The organism is Anaerobium acetethylicum, from assembly GCF_900096945.1.
GTDB lineage: Bacteria > Bacillota > Clostridia > Lachnospirales > Lachnospiraceae > Anaerobium > Anaerobium acetethylicum.
Genome location: NZ_FMKA01000031.1, coordinates 1 through 22447, shown reverse-complemented (window position 1 = coordinate 22447; position 22447 = coordinate 1). Strand labels below are relative to the sequence as shown.

The window sequence follows — 22447 nt, the reverse complement described above, 5'->3', positions numbered from 1 at the left end:
GATTTTCAAATACAAACATAAGGAGGACTAAAAATGAGCATGTTTTGTTTTCAATGTCAGGAAGCAGCAAAAGGCACCGGATGTGAGGTAAAAGGTGTATGCGGAAAAAATGAAGAAGTTGCAAAGCTCCAGGATCTATTAGTCTATACACTGAAAGGCATTTCTGAAATCATCTCAAAAGGCGGGCTCGATGTTAAGGACCTTGCTGAAGTAAACCATGAAGTTATTAAGTGTCTGTTTATGACAATCACAAATGCAAATTTTGATGACGAGGCTTTTGTAAAAGAAATCAATAAAATGATCGAACTGAGGAACGGACTGCGTGGAAAGGCTGCTGGGGCTGATCTGCACGATGCAGCAACATTTGAAGCGTCATCAAAAGAAGCTATGCTTGAAAAGGCAGCCGGTATCGGCGTTCTTGCTACTGCCAATGAGGACGTAAGATCCCTGAGGGAATTGATCATCTACGGTCTGAAAGGACTTGCAGCATATACCCATCATGCACTGAATATCGGAAAAGAGAACGTTGATATTTATGCATTCGTCTACAAAGCGCTGGCTGCGACACTGAATGACAGCCTTTCTGCAGATGAACTTGTTGCGCTGACTCTTGAAACTGGAAAATTCGGCGTGGCGGCAATGGCACTTCTTGACGAGGCCAATACCTCCAAATACGGAAATCCTGAAATTACAGAAGTAAACATTGGAGTCAGAAACAATCCGGCGATATTGATTTCGGGCCACGACCTGACAGATCTTGAACAGCTTCTTGAGCAGACCAAGGGAACAGGCGTGGATGTATATACCCATAGCGAAATGCTTCCGGCACATTATTATCCTGCTTTCAAAAAATATGATAATTTTGTTGGAAACTATGGAAATGCATGGTGGAAACAGCTTGATGAGTTTGCTTCCTTCCATGGACCAATCCTGTTCACTACCAACTGCATCGTTCCGCCGAGAAGCGAAGAGATCAGAGACAGGATATTTACAAGCGGCGCTTCAGGATATCCTGGCTGCACCCATATAGAGGCTGACGAACATGGCAGAAAGAATTTTGCTGAGATTATTGAGTTCGCAAAGACTCTGCCAGCGCCTGAAGAGATTGAAAGCGGAAAAATCGTTGGCGGTTTTGCCCATGAGCAGGTATTTGCTCTTGCTGATAAGGTTGTAGATGCCGTGAAATCCGGCGCAATCAAAAAATTCTTTGTTATGGCAGGATGCGATGGCAGAATGAAATCCAGGGAATACTACACGGAATTTGCTGAAAAGCTTCCGAAAGATACAGTGATCCTGACCGCAGGCTGCGCAAAATACCGTTATAACAAGCTGAATCTTGGCGATATTGGCGGCATTCCGAGGGTTCTCGATGCCGGACAGTGCAATGATTCTTATTCATTGGCTCTGATTGCTCTGAAACTCAAAGAGGTATTTGGACTTGACGACGTGAACCAGCTTCCTATCGCTTACAACATCGCATGGTATGAGCAGAAGGCTGTTATCGTACTTCTGGCACTCCTTTACCTTGGAGTTAAGAATATCCACCTTGGACCAACACTTCCTGCATTCCTGTCACCGAATGTAGCAAAGGTACTTGTCGAGACTTTCGGCATTGCTGGTATTGGAACTGTTGATGATGATATTGCGCTTTTTATGGGAAAATGATTGTATCTGCCGGTAATCTAATAAAAGCATAGACAGCATAATTGCATAAAACTTTTAGAAATGCTGCAGACCACAGTTTCCTGACGTGGTTGCAGCATTTCTGGTAATATCATATTAAAGGAGGGGTTTCTATGTCGATCAATCATCATGATGCATTATCCCTGGAATGGATAGCAAGAGGAATCTATAATTCGGACCGGCTTGCATTCGGTGGGATGATAAGCGCAGACTATTTTGAGGTGCATCCGTTTGACGCAGCTGTAATCAGCCTGGCGCCTTTTTATCACAAGAATATCAACAATAAGGACATTAAAAGCTTTATAGAAAAATACCGAAAAGCCTTTGACCAATTTGGAGAGCAGAAAAATCCAGACCAGCTTGTCAGTGAATATGTAAGGGAACTGGAAGAGCTTGTAGTGGAACTGAAGCAGGATAACCAGATCGAAGCTTATGCGAGGGACAGTATTTAGGCGTTCTGAAGGCCTGATTCTGAAATGATACAGGATAGAAGATTTGTGAAGACTTCAAAGTAATTGCTTCAGCAGTTCGAGAGGAGTGCTTTATATGTTTAAAGATCCAGAAGGCAATAAGAATTGGACTACGATGAAAATAGTTGCAATAACTGTGGCGCTCGCCCTGCTGTTTGGAGGCGTGGCGGGAGCGGGATTCCAGACTGCCAAATATATTGCCGGAAGGATCATTCCGGACAGCAGTCCGGGAACGGATCAAAATGATGATTCTGATGGGATCACAGAAGAAGATGTGGAGAAGATCATTGAGACCGGAGATGGCAATACAGTAACCGTCACCGATGTTTCCAGTGTCGTCAAAGCAGTAATGCCCTCAGTCGTATCCATCAAGAATACGACGACGGTGACCGAACAGTACCGATGGGGACCGGGCAGGACTTATGAAAGCCAGAGCGCCGGTTCCGGAATCATCATCGGGAAAAATGATTCCGAACTTCTCGTTGTAACCAATAATCACGTGATTGAAGGCGTAGACAGCATGTCAGTCACCTTTATTGATGAACAGTCCTATGAGGCTTTGCTGAAAGGTGCAGATCCAAATCATGATCTTGCAGTGATCGCCATTCCACTGAGCGGTATTTCGGAAAGTACGCTGAATCAGATCAAGATAGCGGAACTTGGCGACTCAGACAAGCTTATTGTTGGAGAAACTGCCATTGCAATTGGAAATGCACTGGGATATGGACAATCAGTCACAGCCGGAGTAATAAGCGCCCTGCACAGGGAAGTTACCGTCAATAATGTGACCTTTGCCCTAATACAGACAGATGCGGCAATCAACCCTGGCAACAGCGGCGGAGCCCTTCTTAACATCAGAGGCGAAGTGATTGGGATTAACGCAGTCAAATTTTCGTCAAGCGATGTGGAAGGGATGGGATATGCAATCCCCATTTCCACAGCAATTCCTGTTATCGACGAGCTGGAGCTTCAGGAAACTAAGGTCAAAGTTGCGGAAGCGGAACAGGGCTACCTGGCAATCCAGACGGTTGATGTGACCGCTGAGATTGCAGCAACTTACAACATTCCTATGGGTGTTTTCGTTGCAGCAGTCGAAAACGATTCCCTGGCTGAAGATGCGGGCATTCAAAAAGGCGATATCATCACGTCTATAGATGGAAACAGCATTACAACAAAGGATCGCCTTGATGATAAGCTGGAATACTATAAGGCTGGAACTGAGGTTGTACTCACCATCCAGCGGGCTGCAGACAATGTATATGAGGAGATTGCGGTTAAGGTAACACTGGATGAAAAACCAGCTAATTAAGAGAGAACAGAACTTTATGCCTGCATTTAAAGCCGGGCTGAGGTTTGCGTATATAGGAAACGAAAAAAGGAGAGCCGGGTGACAGCACATGGAGAAGTGTGAACGCATTAAAAATGAAACCGTGCGGAAAGAAGCTGATTTGAAAATCAACTTCTATACCTTGGTCTGGGCTTTCGTGACAGGGTGCGTTCTCGGTTATTGTTATGAAATTACCTGGTATTTTTTTAAGGAAGGTCATTTTGTAAACAGGCAGGGAGTCATATACGGTCCCTTCAACCAGATATACGGCTTCGGCTTTGTGGTCCTGGTCCTGCTTCTGTATAGAATCAGAAAGATGAGAGGCGTTATCATTATGCTGGCCAGCGCAGTCCTGGGAACGGTTTTTGAATACGGATCTTCCGTGCTGTTAGAAAAAGTCTTCAAATACACTTCCTGGGATTATAGCAACTTCCCGTTTAATCTGAACGGCCGGGTCAACCTCATTAATTCGCTGATCTGGGGCTTCTATGGATACATCAGCATAAAACATATTTATCCACATGTCTGCAGCATAACAGGCAGGCTGTCAAAAAAACGATATGTGGCACTGACCTGGGCGATATTCCTGTTTCTTGTTTTTGACATAGGCCTGTCCGCCCTTGCGCAGAACAGGCAGAGGGAACGAAGCAGGGGAATCGCTCCATCCGGAAGCTTCGAGATATTCCTGGATGAACATTATCCGGATGAAAGGCTGAATAAAATATATAACACAGTCGAGTATGTGGAATGAAGGGGGAGAGCCCTTGCGGCCAGGCTTTTGTTTTCGTGAAATGTGCAAATAAGGACGCTATTTCAATCAAATGACGTCCTTATTTTTTTTTGTCGTATTCACTATAATTAGAGTATAAGCATTTATGACAAGGAGAGTAACGTATTATGAAGAATTATTATTTGGCGGTTGATATAGGTGCATCAAGCGGAAGGCATATTTTAGGAACAATAGAAGACGGAAAAATCAAGTTAGAAGAGATTCATCGTTTTGAAAACGGAATGGTAAAAAAAGATGGAAACTTGTGCTGGGAATTTGACAGGCTGTTTGATGAGATCAAAACAGGCATGAAAAAATGCAAGGAAATCGGCAAGATTCCTGCCAGCATGGGGATTGACACATGGGGCGTGGATTTCGTCATGCTTGACGGGGAAGACAAGGTAATCGGAAAAACAGTCGGGTACCGCGATAAGAGGACAGAGGGCATCGACAGCAAGGTTTATGAAGTTATTTCAGAAGAAGAGCTCTACACACGGACAGGCATCCAGAAACAGCTTTTCAATACGATCTATCAGCTGATGGCGGTGAAGACCCAGAACCCTGAACATATGGAACAGGCAAAAAGCCTCCTTCTCGTTCCGGACTATTTCCACTACCTGCTGACTGGAAAGAAGACTACTGAATATACGAATGCCACGACTACACAGCTGGTCAGCCCTGTTACAAAAGACTGGGATTACGAACTGATTGAAAAATTAGGATATACGAGAGAGATGTTCTGCAAAATCTGTATGCCAAAAACTTTCGTTGGAATGCTGTCGGAGGCTGTTGCTGAAGAAGTCGGATTTGATTGTGAAGTCGTGCTTCCGCCTACCCATGATACCGGTTCGGCAGTCCTTTCTGTTCCGGCAAATGATGACGATTATCTATATATCAGTTCGGGAACCTGGTCTCTTATGGGGATCGAAAGGATGGAAGCTGACAGCAGCATGGGAAGCAGAAATGCCAATTTCACAAATGAGGGCGGCATTGACTACAGGTTCCGCTACCTGAAGAATATCATGGGGCTTTGGATGATCCAGTCTGTCAGACATGAACTGAATGATGCCTATTCCTTTGCGCAGCTCTGCGAGATGGCAGTTGAGGCTGACAGCTTTAAATCAAGAGTTGATGTAAATGCAGCCTGCTTCCTGTCTCCTGACAATATGACAGAGGCAATCAAGCAGTACTGCAGGGATACAGACCAGGCTGTGCCGGCTACCATCGGTGAACTTGCCGCATGCATCTACCAGAGTCTTGCAGACAGTTATGCTGAGACCGTAAAAGAGATTGAAGCGATTACCGGAAGGACCTACAGCAGAATCCATATTGTAGGAGGCGGATCCAATGCGGGCTATCTGAACGAGCTGACAGCTAAGAGCACAAGGAAGTTTGTCTATGCAGGCCCGACAGAAGCAACGGCAATCGGAAACATCCTGGCACAGATGCTAAAGGCAGGAGAATATGAAACAATCGAAGCAGCAAGACAGGGAGTATTCGATTCATTCCCTATTACAAAATATACTTTTTAATTATTTGGCCCGTTAATGTAGAAGGAATTGAAGAATGGAGGATCCTGACTATGAAGATTTTAGATTCAAAGTTTGTAAAGGCATTCGTGAAAATGGCAGATGATGGATTCAAACAGGGGTGGCATGAGAGAAATGGCGGAAATCTGTCCTACAGGATAAAGGCTGACGAAGTGGAGAGCATCCGATCGAGGCTGAATGCCCCGGGTGAATGGACTTCAATCGGAGCTGGCGTTCCGGGTCTTGCCGGAGAGTTTTTCCTTGTTACAGGCAGCGGGAAATATTTCAGAAATATCATTGTGGATCCTGAAGTCTGTATCGCCATCATCGAACTTGATGAAAAAGGTGAGAACTACCGTATTAGGTGGGGGCTTGTGGAAGGCGGCACGCCGACAAGCGAACTGCCTACACATCTGATGAATCATGAGGTCAAAAAAAGAGTGACTGAAGGAAAGCACAGGGTCATCTATCATGCCCATACAACAAACGTGATCGCATTAACGTTTGTACTTCCGCTGACTGATGAGGTGTTTACAAGGGAACTTTGGGAAATGGCGACAGAATGTCCTGTAGTCTTTCCAGATGGCGTTGGTGTCATTGGATGGATGGTGCCAGGCGGCCGCGAAATAGCCGTGGAGACAAGCAGGCTTATGGAAAAGTATGATGTCGCCATCTGGGCGCATCATGGAATGTTCTGCTCGGGCGAAGATTTCGACCTTACCTTCGGACTCATGCATACTGTAGAAAAATCGGCGGAAATCCTCACCAAAGTATTGGCCATGAACCCCGCAAAACTCCAGACGATAACAGACGAGAATTTCAGGGACCTTGCAAAAGCCTTCCGGGTTAATCTGCCGGAACGATTTCTGTATAAAAAAGATTAAAAGAGAAATAATAACAAAATGGCCCTCAATCCCGAGGGCCATTTTGCTGTGCGGAGGGCTGATTTGAGGCAACCCAGTCGAATACCGTTTAAAGGGGCTGGCTGAAATAAGTTGATCAGGTAAATAAGTATGGTTGACAAAGAAACGAATGGGGGATAATATAAGGATATAGGCTGAAAACAACTATTAAAAATCAGATATGTGCGTTAATTAGCTTTGGATACAGATGTAATCCGACTATTCAATGGACCGTAAAGAAAGTACAGGAAGTAATCAGAAATATCCTGGGATTTTACAGGTAGCTGTGAAAGGGATTATGTATATCCTTTTCCGAAGAAGGAGGATTTGAAATGTTTAAAAGAATAATGATTGCTTCAGAGACATCGCCTGCCGCACAAAAAATGCTGTATTGTCTGAATGGATTAAAAAAACTCGGTGCGAAAGAATGCATAATTATGAAATGTTTTAATCCTGATGAAATATCGGTTGAAATTTCCAATTTTATCATAGACATCCTAAGAGAAGATCTTGAAAAGCAGAAAGCAGTGATGGTTTCTCAGGGATACAGCGTGGAAACCAGACTTGTTTCCGGATGTATGAGAACGGAACTTAATTGCATGGCGGAACGGGAAGAATGTTCCCTTGTCGTGGCAGCTGCCCCGGATCAGTCAATGCTTGGAGAATACCTGTTCGGAGGAACAGCCCATGATGTGATCCATTATGCGGTAAAGCCGGTATTGCTTCTCAGGGTTCCTGTTGGTCAGGATGAGGAGTGTGCAGATCCGGCAGAAGCTTTTAAAGCATTAGAGCAGTGCGACCTGACAGAGCACATCCTGTATGCGACTGATTTTTCCGATAACGCCTGGAGAGCCTTTGAATATGTCGTGAAGATGGTAGAGAGCGGTGTGAAAAAAGTAACAATCGTGCATGTGCAGGATATGGTGAAAATAAACCCTCACCTGATCAGCAGGGTTGCGGAATTTAATGAAATAGATGCGGCAAGGCTTCAGGAACTGAAAAAGATACTTATGCAGAAAGGATGTGCAGATGTAGACATCCATCTGCTTTATGGGATTCCTGCAGTTGAGATTCTCCAGCTTATCAGGGAACGAAAAGCAACTATGACTGTAATGGGAAGCCAGGGGCGCGGGTTTGTCAACGAATTTTTTCTGGGAAGTGTCAGCCAGAACGTGGCAAGGCATTCCTCATCTTCGGTACTCCTTGTTCCGGCCCTCAGGTAGCGTCCCGTATTTCGTAATCCGATGGCAGGAAGCATTGAGAGAAACGGAGGTGGAGACTTGAAAAGGATAGTTTTGGTTTTTTCAATGCTTTGTTTATTGTTAAGAGGAATGACAGCTTATGCAGATATTCAGGATGATCTCTTTGTTACGGATAATGCCGGCATGCTTACAGATCAGGAGGAAAGACAGCTTGAACAGATACTGGATTCCCTGGAAAAGCAGAGCACGATAGAATTTGCCGTGGTCACGGTAAAGAACCTTGAAGGCGGAGATATCGAAGAGTCTGCTGTCAGGATGTTCAGGGAGATGGGGCTTGGAAAGCAGGATAAAAACAACGGCCTGCTGTTGCTGATCAGCCTTGAGGACCGGGAATTCAGGCTTGAGGTGGGCTACGGACTTGAGGGGGTCATACCGGACATTACGGCTGACAGGATAATCGAAGTTATGCCGGCATATTTTACTGAATCGGATTATTATAACGGAATCCGGCAGGCTGTGGCAAATACCGTCTATTACCTTGAAAAGAGCGGTGAATATGATCTGAACATCAGTGATGAATATGGTTTGCAATATCAGGAGGAGGATTCTGTTTCTGATTTCTCACCATTTACTGCAGTCATTTTTGTGTTTATCGTTATTATGATAATATTGAGTTCGTTCTTTGGAAGAGGCAGACGGGGTGGCTTTGGAGGTGGCATCGGTGGCGGAGGATTCCATGGGGGTGGCTTCGGCGGAGGCGGCTTCGGCGGAGGTGGCTTTGGAGGTGGAGGCGGTTTCGGCGGAGGCAGTTCCGGCGGAGGCGGTTCTTCAGGCAGATGGTAATTTGACTGAAACGCAAAGGAGGAAACAGTATGAAGAAGACAGGTATAATTGGAATTGTTCTGGTGGTCTTGCTGGTTATCATAATTGCTGCTGGTGTCGGTACCTACAACAGCCTTCAAAAGCTGGATGAAACTACCAATTCGCAATGGGCTCAGGTAGAGAACCAGCTTCAGAGAAGATATGATCTGATTCCGAATCTGGTAGAAACTGTAAAAGGATATGCAGCTTTTGAACAGGAGACCCTGACCGCGGTAGTGGAAGCACGTAATAAATTTGCAACTGCGACCACTGTAGGTGAAGTCTCTGAGGCAGACAGCGAGCTTACTGCGGCAATGAGACAGCTCAGTGTTGTAGTGGAAGCCTATCCGGATCTGAAAGCGAACCAGACCTTCCAGGATCTTATGACGCAGCTGGAAGGAACAGAAAACAGGATTGCAGTAGCAAGGATGGATTATAATGATTCAGTGGAGATACTGAACCGTAAAATCAGGACCTTTCCTACTTCGATTATTGCTGGTCTGATCGGAATTGAAAAGAGGGAATATTTTGAAGCTGCTGAAGGGTCTGAAGAGGTTCCGGAAGTGGATTTTGGAAAATGACAGTATGTTAGATCTTACAAATATATTTGTCGTATCTATCCTGTAGATGACGAAAAAGAAACCGGGCTGCCAGTATAAACAATCCTTTATACTGGCAGCCCGGTTTCTGCTTATGATAAAAAAGAACGGAAGCTGAGGAACTATAAAAAACTAGGTTTCTTCGTCTTTAGAATCCTCCCCCAAAATGATGCTGTCGAAATCAGGATTATTGTTGAAATCAAACTTAGAGATAGGATCCGGTCCCCGGACTATAGTCCTGAGAACCTGCAGGCTTCCGTTTTCGTCAGCCCTGATCCTCCAGTCAACCATCATGATTTCCTCGTTCGTGATTTCTATGCCGGTTATACTGCGCGTATGTATGCAGCAGCCTGTATTGAAGTAGGGGAGTTCGCCGCTTTTCGGATACTTTGGTCGGTGGGTATGACCGCAGATCAGCATCATTCTGTTCAGCTGGATCCATTTGTTGAATGCCAGCTCTATCTTGTGGCGCTTGTATTGGCTTTTTGCAGGACTTGCAGGGTTCTTGAAACCGACAATATGCATAAACCGCCAGAAATATCTAAGCATGAACATGGACACCACCCAGAGCTGGTCATTCATAAAGTCTCCCTGGTGTCCGTGGACAGTCAGTATTTCCTGCCCGGTATCCCGGTTTTTCAAGACAAGGGATTCCCATGCTATAACACCCGGGAAAAGTTCGCATACCTGGCCGTTGTATTCATCATAATAATGATCGTAGTTCAGGCGGGTATATATGTTTTTCTTCAAATGTATATTGTGGTTGCCGTATAGCAGGATAAAACGTCTGTCATCAAAAAAACGTTTGATCGAAGTGAATACATCCTTGTGGGCTGAGCGGATGAATTTGAACGTCGAGTGCTCCCAAAGCTCATCGCCGTCACCAGCCTCTACATAGGTGTAGCCGTTTTTGTAATAGTAGTCAAGGGCATACAGGAAGACATTCTGATTCCTTGAAAATTCGTCAGACAAGCTGTCATCCCCCCTGTGGGAATCGCTGAAAAATACGTATTTGGAATCCTTGTCAAAATATTCGAATTTGGCTTCCTGATAGGCCTGTGTAAGTCTTTTGTTCGTGAACATGATTTTCACCTCACTATACAAATGCAGCCAGTGCACGGACACCAGTCTGTGATGAGACCGGTTGGTTGCCAGCAATGTTCCCTATATTATGATTATACTCCAGAGGGATAAAAAAACAATATGAAAACAATCAATTTTCAGGCAAATGCGTTAATCTTGACAATATTGTTGAACAACAATAAAATGAATGTAATATAAAAAATCAAACTTCCTGCGTGGAGTGGTTTGACTACCGACATACAGATATAAGGAGGAAGGAATCATGAAAATAGGAATTATCATACATTCTCAGACAGGGAACACTCTTTCCGTAGCCAATCAAATTAAGGAGAGGCTTTCGGCTGCCGGATATTCCGTCGAATTGGAACAGGTCACGGCAGTTGATGAAAAACAACCGGATCCGTCAAAAATCAAATTGAAGACGGTGCCGGAAACAGCCGGATACGACTACCTGATCTTCGGGGCCCCGGTGCATGGGGCATCCTTATCGCCGGTGATGAAGGCATATCTTTTCCAGGTGCAGTCTCTTAAAGGGAAAAAAGCAATCTGCTTCATGACAGAATTTTTCCCGTATCCATGGATGGGTGGAAACCGTGCAGTGGGCCAGATGAAGGCTGCATGCAGCAGCAAAGGTGCATGTGTGGTTTCAGCCGGAATCGTAAACTGGTCTAATAGGAAGAGGGCAGGAATGATTCAGGCAATTGTGGAAAAGGCGGCAGAGGAAACCGGCAGGGATGCATAGGGTTGTGTGATGGACGAATCCCGTTTGCGGACAGTTGAACAGAAAAACAGGAGAGACAGTTTATGAAAATAGGAATGATTGGAATCGGCGATATTGCCCAAAAGGCCTATCTGCCGGTTCTTGCAAGGAAAAAGGAATTGGATATCGTGCTGTGTTCGAGAAACGAGGAGCTGTTGATGGAACTGGCCAAAACCTACCGGGGGACTGCCTATGTGACAGACATCAGTGAACTGATCAGGTGCCGTCCAGCTGCTGTTTTTGTTCATGCTGCAACAGAGGCGCATTTTGAACTGTGCAGGGAACTTCTGGAGAATGGCATTCACGTCTATGTTGACAAGCCGGTTTCTTTTCATATTGAAGAGGTAAGGGAATTGTTCGGGCTGGCAAAGGAGAAGAATCGGATTCTGCGTGTCGGGTTCAACAGGAGAGAGGCTCCTATGATTAAGGGGCTTCTTGAACTGGAGAAGCCTGATGTGGTGATCCACCAGAAAAACAGGACGCATCTTCCGGCACAAATCCGAAATTATGTATTCAATGATTTTATCCATGTCGTCGACACCATCCGCTGCCTGCTTGGTGACGATATGGCATCCTGGAATGTTGCTGGGAAGACAGAGGGAGGCCAGCTGTATTCGGTCGTACTCCAGCTGGCAGGCAGTAGCGGAACGGCCATCGGGATCATGAACAGGGAATCGGGCAAGAAAGAGGAAAGAATCGAGTATATCTGCCCTGGTGAAAAATGCATTATCGAGGATATCAACGAGCTTACCGTTTTTCAGGGAGGAGCCGAGACAAAGCATAAGTTTGGCGACTGGGAGCCTGTCCTGTTCAGGAGAGGATTCCATCAGATTACGGACCGCTTTCTTAAGGATGTCGTTGAAACAGACGGTTACATGGAGGAAGACGAAGACAGCCTGGCGACACATGAGTTGTGCGAAGAGATTGTGAAGAGTTTGGAAGCGGAAGCTGGTAAAGATATATAGAACGGCCCTGAATAGCTGGCAGCTGTTTAATCTGCGAATAGCAACATAAAATGGAAACTTTACACAGATATAACAGAAAAAACCTTGTACTTAACATGTGAAAAAGATATCATTGGGACGAAGAGAAATGAAAAACAATGAATTGAACAGAAGATAGAGGAGGAGAAATGGAAACGTCCAGGATTGAAAAAATAAACATGGAAAATATAATCTATGATCATGCAAAGAATTGCCTGAAAAGATATGCAAGAATGGAAGGAAAAGGAATTAACGAGAAAATCCGCTATGAATGTGCGCTGCTTATATACGGAATCAGGCAGCAGTACAGGGTGGATACAAGGAATTACACGGTTTCCCTGCACACATATGAGGGAGAAATAGCCAGGGTTTTTATCCAGCAGAGCAGGCTGCGGGAGAACGAGGCATTTTATGAGGAGGCGCTTGAAGCCTGCAAGAATGCGATGGAATATATCGAGATGGTGCTGAGCCCAAGGCTGGAAGTGATGTCGATGGCATGTTAAAAGCTCCGAAAAACCAAAAATCTATTGGTTTTTCGGAGCTTTTTGTCACATAGATCTAGTATGCAGTCCAGCCGCCGTCAGCTGTAAGCACTGTAGCATTCACGAAACTGGAATCATCAGATGCAAGGAAAAGCGCGATTTTGGCGATCTCTTCAGGTTCGCCGGTCCTTGGAGACAGGCTCATACCTGCCATGGCGCGTTCCATGCCAAATTGATTCGGTGCATAGATGGTTGTACCGATATTGGTATTCACGGCACCGGGAGCGATGGCGTTGCATCGTATTCCAAGATTTGCATACTGGAAACCGACGTTCTTGGTTATGCCGATTACGGCATGCTTAGATGCTGTGTATATGACACCGGCCCTGGAGCCGTAGAGCCCGCCTGCAGATGCGATGTTCACGATAATGCCGTGCTTCTTCTCTTTAAAAACAGGCATTGCCTTCCGGATCATCCTCATAGGCCCGGTTGCATTGATGGCCATGATCTTATCCCATCGGTCATCGGTAACAGCTTCGACAGGTTCAAAGTTATCCATGATGCCGGCATTGTTAACAAGAATATCCAGCGTCCCGTATTTTTCGACGGTGCCGTCGATCAGGTTCTGCACATCTGCTTCTTTTGAGACATCGGCAACGATTGCAAATGCTGTTCCGCCTGCTGCTTCGATTTCCTCGACGACCAGCTGTGCTTTTTCAAGATTGAGGTCGGACACGGCAACCTTCGCACCTTCCTTCGCAAACAGAATCGCGATCTGCTTTCCCATTCCGCTTGCAGCACCGGTGACAATTGCCACCTGATTTTCAATTCTACCCATTTTAACCCTCCTTATTGTCTGGAAACTGTTTCGTGGCCGGCATTCAATCCTGCATTTCTGCATGACTGCAATGCCCTGACATTGGTTTTGGTTACATGATTGGATATTTATGTTGTAACTGTTCAGAATCCCTGTCTCGCGAAGTGTTTTTATGCTGAATTTGCATAAAAATCCGAGACATTTGTGCGCCAAATTGCTGATTTTACAATTTGTGTGCCTCTTGTATGACTATGAAGGACGTAGTCCTGAATAGTTACTTTATGTTTTGACTCAGGATGTTCTGTGCAAAGTGAAAGAATAGCAGGTTTACCAGGATGTTTCTATGATGTAATTACTGCCCGGCTGTTTGATGCCTGGCAGCCTCCAGGGTGTCCAGGATGCATCTGATCAGTTCATCGTTCTTCTCCGGCATCATGAAACAGAAGCGGATGTATTTGTCGCTCAGGAACGGAAATGTAGAGCAGTCGCGGATCATGAGCCCCTTCTTGATTGCTGCTTCGAAAAGGTCGCGTGAGGTCACGTTGTCAGCCAGTATCCTCACAAGGATAAAATTAGCCGTAGGCTTGTATACTTTGAGCCCTTCGGTTTTAGAAAGCAGGCTGTAGATTTTATCCCGTTCTGCCGAAATCAGTTTTCTGGTCGCATTGATGTATTCGGTGTCTGTAAACATAAGCTCGCCTGCGATTTCAGCCAGGCTGTTTATGGTCCAGGGGTTTTTCCTTCCGTTGATTTCCTTGATGAGGTCTGCATTCCCGGTTATCGCATATCCGAGACGGAGTCCGGGAGCGGCAAAAAACTTTGAAATGCCTCTCAGGATGATCAGGTTATTGTAGTAGTTGGTCAGCGGCACAGAGGTCGTGTCGTTGAAGTCAGGAGCAAACTCCACGTAGGTTTCGTCGATCATGATAAAGATGCCATGCTGCTTGCAGCTGTCAAGTATCATCCGCATATGGCTTGACGGGATCGAGGTCGATGTGGGATTGTTCGGGTTGCATATAATGAGCAGGTCGAGGTTCTCGGAAAGATGTTCCCTGAAATCATTGATATCGAGCTGGAAATCATCCTCTTCTTTTAACGGGTAATACAGGGAAGTGCCGCCTCCCAGCGAGATTTCCCTTTCGTATTCGGAATAGGAAGGACCGATGATGAGGGCCTTCTTAGGATGCCTGATCTGGATGAACAGGGAAATCAGCTCGGTGGAACCGTTCCCCACGATGATATTCTGGTAGTCGGTGTCCGCATATGCCGCTATGCATTTGCGCAGAGAGGTATACTCCCTGTCAGGATAGGAGGTGATGGCATCTATCCTTTCGGCAAGAGTCTTGCGGAGCTTTGGGGAGACCCCGAGGGGATTGACATTTGCACTGAAACTTGTGATGTCTTCTTTTTTTATGTGGTATACTGCCTCGATTTTCTCTAAATCGCTGCCATGAAAATGATCTGTATGCTGAATCATATTTATTACCGCCTTTTTTATTATATTATAGTTACTATTCAGTCAATTTCGCCAGGTTGCTTGCACTATTTTACAGTATAGTGTTATAATTTTATTATAACTGTATTTACTAAAAAATCAACTTACTTTAGGAGCGGGTGATAGGATTTGTGGAATAATGCGGAAGAACTGGCAGAAGGCGTTTTTGAATACAGGCGCCCGGAAGTACTGATTTCAGAAGATAAAATTTCAGCTTCGGTGAAAGTGGGGGAATCCTGTTCCGGAAGCTTTTTTTTAGAAGGCCTGGGCGGAAAAGAGGTAAGGGGCAATATCTATTCTTCGAGCATGAGGATGGAATTTGAGAGCTCCGATTTCTGCGGCATCAGGGAAGAGATTTTTTATACCTTCGACAGCCGCGGGCTCGCCGAAGGCCAGGACTACACAGGGGAAATCTGTGTGGTATGCAACTGCGGAGAGTATGTGATACCCTTCAGCATAAATGTCATGCAATATTATGAGAATTCATCTTTAGGAGAGATTAAAAATCTTTTCCATTTCGCAAATCTGGCTTCATCCCGCTGGGATGAGGCATTCAGACTTTTCAAATCACCGGCATTCAGTAAAATCATTACCGACAGGGAACACCTGGCGGTTTATGAGGTGCTGTCAAAACCTCCTGTAAAAGAGCAGTATATGGAGGAATTTCTGATCGCTGTCAGGAAAAAGCATATCGTGAATATTGAAATAGACAGGAATGCGAAAAGCTTTGATCACATAACAGGTATGATTCGGGAAAAGATCATCATAAAGAAAGAGGCCTGGGGCTATGTGAACGTCGACATATGGACGGATGCGCCGTTCATAAGGCTTGAGAAGCAGCATATAACAACGGATGACTTTCTGGGAAGCATATTTGAGCTGGGATACATCATCGACGAAGATAAATTGTATAACAGGAAAAATTTCGGGAGGATTTATTTTGCAACTCCTTACCAGAAGCTCGCATTTGAAGTGACTGTATCTCAGGCAAAGCCCCGTTTACCGGAAACGCTCAGGGAGTACAGGTCCGTGCTCAGACACCTTGCAGAACTTTATCTGGCATTCAGACTGAAAAAGACTTCCCTGAACCAATGGGTCAGGGATTCCCAGGCAGCGGCAGAACGTCTTGAAGCATTAATAGAAGGCGGCAATGGATCCGGCTCCTTTTTTTCGGAAGAAGAGCTGCAGCGGTTTGCTTTGCTGAAGGAGCAGTTTGGCCTTGCGGAAAAGAACAGGAAGGCAGCGGATTGTATCCATCTGTTTTTTCCTGGGCTCGATCAGGATCCGGAAGAAAGCAGGGATCAAAGCCTGAAAAGGCTGGAGATGATGTTTGCGGAGGGATGCCGCAGTCCGTTTCTGTATCTGGAAGCATACAGCATCATAAAGGATGATCCGCTCCTGATGATCAGAATCGGCGCATTCGAACTCCAGGTACTTTTCTGGGCCGTGAAGAACCAGCAGATGACGAAGGATGTAGCAGGGCAGGTGTTTGGTATCCTGCGGGAGTGCCGGAATACAGGTTCTCTGCTTCAGAAAATCATAGAGGAGTGCTATAAGGAGCTTCCGGAGACAGACTCTCTGTCTGCAGTCTGCAGTTTTCTGATCAGGAATAACCGGGTAGGGAAAAAATATTTCCGCTGGTACGAGGAAGGTATCGAAAAAGACCTGAAAATAACCAGGCTTTACGAATATTACATGGATTCCATAGACTTCGGATATAAGGGTCAGCTGCCCCAGGCAATACTCATGTATTTCGTCTACAACAACAGTCTGGACAGCAGGAAAAAGGCATATCTCTATGCAAGCGTCATGAGGTACAGAGAAGAGAATCCTGTCATGTACAGGAATTACTGGAAGCATATAGAACGGTTCATGATGGACGAGCTTAAGAAAAAAAGGATCAACGAGGATCTTGCATATATCTATGAAACCGGATTGGGACCAGAGACAATCACTGCCAAGGTCAGGGAGCCTCTTTCTGAGATTATTTTCACATACAGGCTTGAGTGCACGAACAGCAGGATAAGAAGCGTGGTCGTCACCCACGGGCAGTTCCAGGGGGAATCCGTATATCCGGTTTCCGACGGCAGGGCTTACCTTCAGATCTATACGGAGAACCATGGCATCATCCTTCAGGATGCCGATGGCAGCAGATTTGTGGACACGGTACCCTATACGCTGACAAGGCTCATCCGTGAGGAGAAGCTGGACTGGAAGTGCTTTGACCTGGAAGAGGTGGATGTAAGGGCGCTCATCTATCTGTATGCGGCAGGAAGGCTGAAGGAAGAGAGTTTTTACAACAGCTTCAGCCTCTTCAATCGGGCAATTGATTCGCCTGTTATTAAGCCTGCCTATAAAAAACGCATAATCGGGCAGATGATACATGAAATCTACGACCGGAAAGAGACCAGGGTCTACTCGAAATACCTGATGAATCTGGACTATTCCATGCTCACGATTTCCGACAGGGGAAGAGCGGTGGAAATCCTCATCATATCGGAGGAAAATGATAAAGCCTTCGAAATCATAAGGGTGTACGGCGCTGAGGGCATCGGAGTCAAGCTCCTTCTGAAACTGTGCGCAAGAAAGATATACCTGAACAACGGAGAATACGACCCGTTTCTCCTCAAGCTCTGCAGCTACGTCTTCAGGAAAGGAAAATACGAATCCACCATCCTGAAGTACCTGGAAAAGTATTACGAAGGCCCTACCGATGTCCTGTCTGATCTCTGGAAGGCTGCGGAATGCTTTGAAATTGACGACGAGGTGCTGACTGAGAAATTGATACTCCAGAGCCTTTATGCAGGATATCGCAGCGAGCTGAAAGAGGTGTTTGACAGCTATTACAGAAGGGGAGGGAAGGAGAAGATCATTTTGGCCTACCTTTCTTACCATGCCCATGCCGCTTTCATGAAAGACAGGAAAATTTCTGATGAAATATACGGATTTATAGCCAGGGAATACGAGGCAGGCGAACCTATGAACGACGTATGCCGTCTGGCCCTCCTGAAACATTATGCAGCGAAGAAAGAACTGAACGGGAAAGAAAAAATCATCGCCCGTTTTCTTCTGAGAGAATACATGTCCAGGGAAATGTGCTTCGGATTTTTTAAGGATTTTGAAGAAAGCCTTATTGCACCTTATTACATTGAGGACAGGACTTTTGTTGAATACAAGGCTGATCCGGCCAACCGGGTCGTCATCCATTATCTGATAGAAGGAATGGAAGAGGACGGCGACAGGTATACCGCTCAGGTCATGGAGAACCTGCATGGGGGCATATTTGTAAAGCATTTCATACTTTTCTATGGAGAAGTTCTGAGATATTATATTTCAGAAGAGACCCCGACGGGTGAAGAGCTCATAAAAAGCGGTAAGATCAGGAAGACGGAAATCAGCATGGAGAGCCAGGAAAGCAGGTTCGAGCTCATCAATGACATGATGGTGAGCCGTTCCCTTCAGGATGAAAACACGCTGGCAAGGCTTGCCGATAAATATGAAAAGCAGAAATACATAGTGGAGCATATATTTAAAATGATGTAAAAAGAGACATGATTGGCAGATGGAGGAGGGCTGTTGTGAACATGAAAGAAATACAAAGCAGAACTGCCGGTATTGAGAATAAGGAAAATACAATCGTGGTGGGGTATGATTTTGGTAAAGAGTCAGTCCAGATCAGCTTCTGTAGGAAAAATACAGAACCCGAATCGGTTGCACCCGTGGTCGGGGTTGAGAAGTTTCAGATTCCTGCAGCGCTTTGCCAGTTGGATAGCAGCGGACAGTGGCTTTATGGAGATGAGGCGGTTAAAGCTGCCGCAAGGGGGGACTGTAAACTTGCAGGGAACCTGGTTTCAAACTGCAGGAAACAGGATCCTGCAGAAGCGGAAAGCAGGGAGGAAAGCGGTCAGGAAAACAGCGGGGAAAACAGAAAGGAAGACCCGGTAAGGCTTCTGGGACTTTTTTTGAAAAAGACGTTCAGTCTCGTAAAGACCGCTTCAGGCGGGGCGGAGATCGCCGCAGTCATGTTCACCTTTGAAAGCCTTGACGGGGATGTGATCAGGATCATCAGGGCGGCAACGGCAGAACTTTACGTCAGTGAAACTAAAATCTATATCCAGGATTACAAGGAGAGTTTCTTAAGTTATGTGCTGAACCAGCCGATAGAAATATGGAAGCAGGATGTCGTTCTGTTCGAGTGCAGAGACAGGAAAATGATGGCCTATCACCTGCGCATGAATCAGAAGACCCTTCCTGCAGCCATTACAATCAGTGAGAACTACTATGACTGGCCTTATGGGGCAGAAGGAGAAAACCACGGCAGCATGGAGGAAAGACAGATCTTTCCAGACGACTCAGGCAAATCGGCAACTCCGGATACCGAATTCGGAAAGATCATAGGACTTGAATTTAATAAAAAAGTAGTGTCAGGCGTCTACCTGATCGGCGGATGCTTTGACAAAACCAGGCTCAGGAAATCAATGGATTACCTCTGCATGGGCCGCCGGGTATTTGGCGGACGCAACCTGTATACAAAGGGGGCTTGTTATGCGGCACGGGACAAGTTTTTTGAAACAGGAAGGCAGCAGTATCTGTATCTTGGCGAACACATGGTCAGCAGCAATATCGCAGTGGAAGTGAAAAAGGGCGCAGAAAGAGAGCTTTTTCCACTTGTTGAAGGCGGAAGGCATTGGTACGATGCAGGCGCATCCTGTGAGTTTATCCTCGATGATACACGGGAAATCAGGCTTCGTATCATTCCCCTTATGGGGGCTGAAGCAGCAACACAAGTCCTTGCGCTTGACAATCTGCCGAAAAGGCCTCCGATGACTACCAGAATGAGGATGGATCTGTCCTTTTCGGCACGCAGGGAAATTGATATAACAGTTGAGGATCTTGGCTTCGGAGAACTGTTTCCCGGGACCGGAAGAAAATGGCGATATAAAATCACTCTTTTATAAGAGATGAGCAGCGTTTCAGGACTTCGTCATTTATAGTATCATATGACCATGCAAATGGACGAATATGCGGATGAAGTCAAAAATACGACAGACTGGAGGATCAGATTATGGGCGGACTGTTTTTATGCAATGGAAAGCTTGCGAAGATTCCATTTTTAGTTGAAGGAACTCATACAAACATCTACTCGCTGGAGGAGCTGTGCTACTACATAAAGCACAATATTTATCTGATAGACGAAGAGATTCTCAGCGAGGAATTGTGCGACTGGATTGAAGAAGCCCTTGATAAGGTAAAACTTGCTATAAAAATCCGGGATTTTATCGGAAAGCCAGATGGCCTGAAGAAGCTTTTGCGTGCCATCAACCAGGAAACCGGTTATTATCCGGTTGAGGAAGTGCAGCGGCTGGTGGACATTCTTGTCGCAACAGAAGGGCAGACAAAAGAAGCCCGGCTCAAGTGCAAGGGTGATTCCTACATGGCAAACAGACAGAATAAAAGGGCGATACAGATATACAGTGAAATACTGAGAAATGCCCCCGTGGACTGGTCCAGGGAGCAGCAGGCTGCAATCTGGAACAACATTGGTGCTGCCTATGCCGGCCTCTTCCTGTTTCCCAGGGCTGCGGAGGCGTTCCGGAAATCCTATGACCTGGAACCGGCGGAGGAGACCTGCATGAATTACCTGTGCGCCCAGAGATTCACTGCCCCAGTCGACACCTATGCCCGGGTCATTGAAGATGAAGACATTGATCCCCAGATCGTCGTCAGGTTTGAAAAGCTGCTTGCAGAAATAAATGAGTCTGAAAAAGAAAGCAGCATGAGAAAAAGGATCTCCGCGGCAGAAAAGGACAGGCGTGAGGGCAGAATCACAAAAAGCTGCAGGGAATTCGATGAAATCGTAAATGAATGGAAAAAAGAATACAGGGATACCGAGGCGTGAAAAAGTACTTGTTTTGGTTTGTGCCCTTTCTCATGGTCTATAAGGAAGGACATGGTATAGTATGAAATTATTTAGATGGCGGAAAACCGCTAAGGAATCAGAAGAAAAGAAGACAGGGTCATCATCTGCTGAGAGCGGCAGGCACATTCCTGCGGATGAAAAGACACTGACGCCGGAGATAGAAATGGAAGCAGCCAGTGAACTGGAAAAGGCAAAGACCGAATACCAGATGGTTATCGGATACGTTACGGATATCCAGGAAATTGAAAACCTTCCGGAAGCGGAAAAGAGGCACCTGGCCGAACTTGCAAAAAGGCTGGTCAGGCTAAGCAGCGAAAGAAAAAAATATCAGTCAGGCTCTGAGAACCTTTCTGACAGTCAGATGCTGTTTATAGAAAAACATGAACCCGAAATCCCCGGAATACTCAGGGAGCTTCAGTCGGCAGAAAAGAAACAGCTGCAGATCAAAAGGGACATGCAGCAGCTTGAAGGCGAAAAGGGAGTCCTTTCAGGCAGGCTGAAAGAGCTGTTAAGTAAAATCAGGGATATCAAGGCAATTGCCATAACAGCCTTTGCGGCCATGGTGGTGATTATACTGATTCTGGCGGCCATGCAGCTGATGGCGGGGTTCGACACCAGGATCGGAATCCTGGCAGCCATCCTGGGAGCATCTTTGACAGCAGCCTGGACGCTGGTCAGAATGAGGCAAAACCAGCTTGAGCTGGCAAAAACAGAAATAAACATGAACAGAGCCATAGAATTTCTGAATAAGGCGAAGCTGCAATATGTTAATGCCACAAATGGCATCGAATATATATATGAAAAATACAGCATCAACAGCAGCAGGGAGCTGGAATACCTCTGGGAGCAATACAGGAGGGCAGCCGGAAGCCGTGAGAAATACAGGCAGAATGCAAAGGAGCTGGATTCCTGCTGTGACGAGCTGACGGCCGCTATAGGAAGGTTCAGAATCAATGATCCGGAAATCTGGGTCTACCAGGCAGAAGCCCTGGCGGATGAAAACGAGATGGAAGCGTTGAAAGGGAGGCTAATGGAACGAATTGGAAAACTGCGAGAGAAGTTAGATACCAGATAGTTTTAAACTGCAATTGCGACAGAGGTCCTCAAATGTTTGTATGATAAGAAGGGTTGAAGTATTGCGTACAAAATTTGGACAATCATCCGAAAATAAGATTTATAGTGTTTTTTAAGCAAATTAGTTCGGATTTTACATGGTTTTAGATTCCAAAAATGTTGACATCAGGTGTTTTGAGTGTATAATAATTATTAAGTTGAGTATAAATAATGATAAGAGTTTTTGATGTTTTTGAAATCCGTAATCTTAAGTGTACGGGGGTGCAGGTTAAGATGGGAACTCAAACCATCAGAAGAGAGTTCGGACGCGGCTGTGTCGGGGGAAATGGCGGTTCGGATAATCTTATTTGAAGGAGAAGGAAAACAGGGTGTTTTTGCAGTTGGGATTAAGTTAGAGACTCAAACTTCGCACATGAATAAGTGCTTATGCACCTTGAAAATTCAATAATAACTGGCATAAAAATAGCATGAAACCATCTGGTTTGGTATAA

General features: G+C 45.6%; 20 protein-coding genes. 17 read left to right on the top strand and 3 right to left on the bottom strand.

All coding sequences use genetic code 11. The features are described from left to right. Positions 1–33 precede the first annotated feature (33 nt). The 9 genes from hcp (at position 34) to BJR36_RS16180 (ending at position 9324) form a co-directional block, all read left to right on the top strand. A complete protein-coding gene (gene hcp / locus BJR36_RS16220; protein ID WP_091236308.1) occupies positions 34–1665 on the top strand; it encodes a hydroxylamine reductase in 1632 nt (543 codons plus the stop codon). 131 nt (positions 1666–1796) lie between these two features. Next, complete coding sequence (locus tag BJR36_RS16215) at positions 1797–2135, top strand: hypothetical protein (RefSeq protein WP_091236306.1); 339 nt, start codon at positions 1797–1799, stop codon at positions 2133–2135. Positions 2136–2229: 94 nt separating this feature from the next. Then, the gene (locus tag BJR36_RS16210) at positions 2230–3462 is read left to right on the top strand and encodes a S1C family serine protease (RefSeq protein WP_091236305.1); all 1233 of its coding nucleotides are present in this window, start codon (positions 2230–2232) and stop codon (positions 3460–3462) included. An 88-nt stretch (positions 3463–3550) separates the two neighbouring features. Further along, positions 3551–4231, top strand: a complete 681-nt coding sequence (locus tag BJR36_RS16205; RefSeq protein ID WP_091236303.1) for a putative ABC transporter permease — start codon at positions 3551–3553, stop codon at positions 4229–4231. Between the two features lie 146 nt (positions 4232–4377). Continuing rightward, complete coding sequence (gene rhaB, locus BJR36_RS16200) at positions 4378–5781, top strand: rhamnulokinase (RefSeq protein WP_091236302.1); 1404 nt, start codon at positions 4378–4380, stop codon at positions 5779–5781. A 50-nt stretch (positions 5782–5831) separates the two neighbouring features. After that, the gene (rhaD, locus tag BJR36_RS16195) at positions 5832–6662 is read left to right on the top strand and encodes a rhamnulose-1-phosphate aldolase (protein WP_091236300.1); all 831 of its coding nucleotides are present in this window, start codon (positions 5832–5834) and stop codon (positions 6660–6662) included. Positions 6663–7012: 350 nt separating this feature from the next. Further along, positions 7013–7903 carry a universal stress protein gene (locus BJR36_RS16190; RefSeq protein WP_091236298.1) on the top strand — a complete coding sequence of 297 codons (891 nt, stop codon included), beginning with the start codon at positions 7013–7015 and terminating at the stop codon, positions 7901–7903. 57 nt (positions 7904–7960) lie between these two features. Continuing rightward, entirely contained in the window at positions 7961–8725 is a 765-nt protein-coding gene (locus BJR36_RS20585; RefSeq protein ID WP_207648895.1) for a TPM domain-containing protein, read from the top strand. Positions 8726–8754: 29 nt separating this feature from the next. After that, positions 8755–9324: a LemA family protein gene (locus tag BJR36_RS16180; RefSeq protein WP_091236295.1), complete on the top strand. Its 570-nt coding sequence runs from the start codon at positions 8755–8757 to the stop codon at positions 9322–9324. A 150-nt stretch (positions 9325–9474) separates the two neighbouring features. On the opposite strand, the gene BJR36_RS16175 is transcribed toward BJR36_RS16180, so the two are convergent. Further along, entirely contained in the window at positions 9475–10425 is a 951-nt protein-coding gene (locus tag BJR36_RS16175; protein ID WP_091236294.1) for a metallophosphoesterase family protein, read from the bottom strand. A gap of 262 nt (positions 10426–10687) precedes the next feature. Between BJR36_RS16175 and BJR36_RS16170 the strand changes: the two genes are divergently transcribed. The 3 genes from BJR36_RS16170 to BJR36_RS16160 all read left to right on the top strand — a co-directional run bounded on the left by BJR36_RS16170 (position 10688) and on the right by BJR36_RS16160 (position 12671). Next, on the top strand, positions 10688–11167 hold the full coding sequence (locus tag BJR36_RS16170; protein ID WP_207648894.1) for a flavodoxin family protein: 480 nt from the start codon (positions 10688–10690) through the stop codon (positions 11165–11167). A 62-nt stretch (positions 11168–11229) separates the two neighbouring features. After that, positions 11230–12150 carry a Gfo/Idh/MocA family protein gene (locus tag BJR36_RS16165; RefSeq protein WP_091236290.1) on the top strand — a complete coding sequence of 307 codons (921 nt, stop codon included), beginning with the start codon at positions 11230–11232 and terminating at the stop codon, positions 12148–12150. Between the two features lie 167 nt (positions 12151–12317). After that, a complete protein-coding gene (locus BJR36_RS16160; RefSeq protein ID WP_091236288.1) occupies positions 12318–12671 on the top strand; it encodes a hypothetical protein in 354 nt (117 codons plus the stop codon). A gap of 55 nt (positions 12672–12726) precedes the next feature. On the opposite strand, the gene BJR36_RS16155 is transcribed toward BJR36_RS16160, so the two are convergent. Together BJR36_RS16155 and BJR36_RS16150 are read right to left on the bottom strand one after the other, a co-directional pair. Further along, positions 12727–13488, bottom strand: coding sequence for an SDR family oxidoreductase (locus tag BJR36_RS16155; protein WP_091236286.1), 762 nt, complete (start codon positions 13486–13488; stop codon positions 12727–12729). A 331-nt stretch (positions 13489–13819) separates the two neighbouring features. After that, positions 13820–14944, bottom strand: a complete 1125-nt coding sequence (locus BJR36_RS16150) for a pyridoxal phosphate-dependent aminotransferase (protein ID WP_091236285.1) — start codon at positions 14942–14944, stop codon at positions 13820–13822. A gap of 147 nt (positions 14945–15091) precedes the next feature. Here BJR36_RS16150 and BJR36_RS16145 point away from each other — a divergent pair, with 147 nt between their 5' ends. From BJR36_RS16145 to BJR36_RS20415, 5 genes are all read left to right on the top strand, one after another. Then, positions 15092–18505, top strand: a complete 3414-nt coding sequence (locus BJR36_RS16145) for a DUF5717 family protein (protein WP_091236283.1) — start codon at positions 15092–15094, stop codon at positions 18503–18505. A gap of 41 nt (positions 18506–18546) precedes the next feature. Then, a complete protein-coding gene (locus BJR36_RS16140) occupies positions 18547–19920 on the top strand; it encodes a DUF5716 family protein (protein ID WP_091236281.1) in 1374 nt (457 codons plus the stop codon). Positions 19921–20027: 107 nt separating this feature from the next. Further along, positions 20028–20861 (top strand): hypothetical protein, encoded by an 834-nt coding sequence (locus tag BJR36_RS16135; protein ID WP_091236279.1) that lies wholly within the window; start codon positions 20028–20030, stop codon positions 20859–20861. A gap of 61 nt (positions 20862–20922) precedes the next feature. After that, complete coding sequence (locus tag BJR36_RS16130; protein ID WP_091236278.1) at positions 20923–21957, top strand: AAA family ATPase; 1035 nt, start codon at positions 20923–20925, stop codon at positions 21955–21957. Positions 21958–22166: 209 nt separating this feature from the next. Further along, positions 22167–22307: a hypothetical protein gene (locus tag BJR36_RS20415; protein ID WP_169823750.1), complete on the top strand. Its 141-nt coding sequence runs from the start codon at positions 22167–22169 to the stop codon at positions 22305–22307. Positions 22308–22447 lie beyond the last annotated feature (140 nt).

What these genes read in the sequence shown, in the direction of transcription:
- BJR36_RS16215 (WP_091236306.1), top strand. Translation starts at nt 1,797, where the DNA reads ATGTCGATCAATCATCATGATGCATTATCCCTGGAATGGATAGCAAGA.
- BJR36_RS16175 (WP_091236294.1), bottom strand. Translation starts at nt 10,425, where the DNA reads ATGTTCACGAACAAAAGACTTACACAGGCCTATCAGGAAGCCAAATTC.
- BJR36_RS16180 (WP_091236295.1), top strand. Translation starts at nt 8,755, where the DNA reads ATGAAGAAGACAGGTATAATTGGAATTGTTCTGGTGGTCTTGCTGGTT.
- BJR36_RS16170 (WP_207648894.1), top strand. Translation starts at nt 10,688, where the DNA reads ATGAAAATAGGAATTATCATACATTCTCAGACAGGGAACACTCTTTCC.
- BJR36_RS16190 (WP_091236298.1), top strand. Translation starts at nt 7,013, where the DNA reads ATGTTTAAAAGAATAATGATTGCTTCAGAGACATCGCCTGCCGCACAA.
- BJR36_RS16165 (WP_091236290.1), top strand. Translation starts at nt 11,230, where the DNA reads ATGAAAATAGGAATGATTGGAATCGGCGATATTGCCCAAAAGGCCTAT.
- BJR36_RS16205 (WP_091236303.1), top strand. Translation starts at nt 3,551, where the DNA reads ATGGAGAAGTGTGAACGCATTAAAAATGAAACCGTGCGGAAAGAAGCT.
- rhaD (WP_091236300.1), top strand. Translation starts at nt 5,832, where the DNA reads ATGAAGATTTTAGATTCAAAGTTTGTAAAGGCATTCGTGAAAATGGCA.
- BJR36_RS16155 (WP_091236286.1), bottom strand. Translation starts at nt 13,488, where the DNA reads ATGGGTAGAATTGAAAATCAGGTGGCAATTGTCACCGGTGCTGCAAGC.
- BJR36_RS20415 (WP_169823750.1), top strand. Translation starts at nt 22,167, where the DNA reads ATGATAAGAGTTTTTGATGTTTTTGAAATCCGTAATCTTAAGTGTACG.
- BJR36_RS16210 (WP_091236305.1), top strand. Translation starts at nt 2,230, where the DNA reads ATGTTTAAAGATCCAGAAGGCAATAAGAATTGGACTACGATGAAAATA.
- BJR36_RS16160 (WP_091236288.1), top strand. Translation starts at nt 12,318, where the DNA reads ATGGAAACGTCCAGGATTGAAAAAATAAACATGGAAAATATAATCTAT.
- BJR36_RS16150 (WP_091236285.1), bottom strand. Translation starts at nt 14,944, where the DNA reads ATGATTCAGCATACAGATCATTTTCATGGCAGCGATTTAGAGAAAATC.
- BJR36_RS16135 (WP_091236279.1), top strand. Translation starts at nt 20,028, where the DNA reads ATGGGCGGACTGTTTTTATGCAATGGAAAGCTTGCGAAGATTCCATTT.
- rhaB (WP_091236302.1), top strand. Translation starts at nt 4,378, where the DNA reads ATGAAGAATTATTATTTGGCGGTTGATATAGGTGCATCAAGCGGAAGG.
- BJR36_RS16140 (WP_091236281.1), top strand. Translation starts at nt 18,547, where the DNA reads ATGAAAGAAATACAAAGCAGAACTGCCGGTATTGAGAATAAGGAAAAT.
- hcp (WP_091236308.1), top strand. Translation starts at nt 34, where the DNA reads ATGAGCATGTTTTGTTTTCAATGTCAGGAAGCAGCAAAAGGCACCGGA.
- BJR36_RS16130 (WP_091236278.1), top strand. Translation starts at nt 20,923, where the DNA reads ATGAAATTATTTAGATGGCGGAAAACCGCTAAGGAATCAGAAGAAAAG.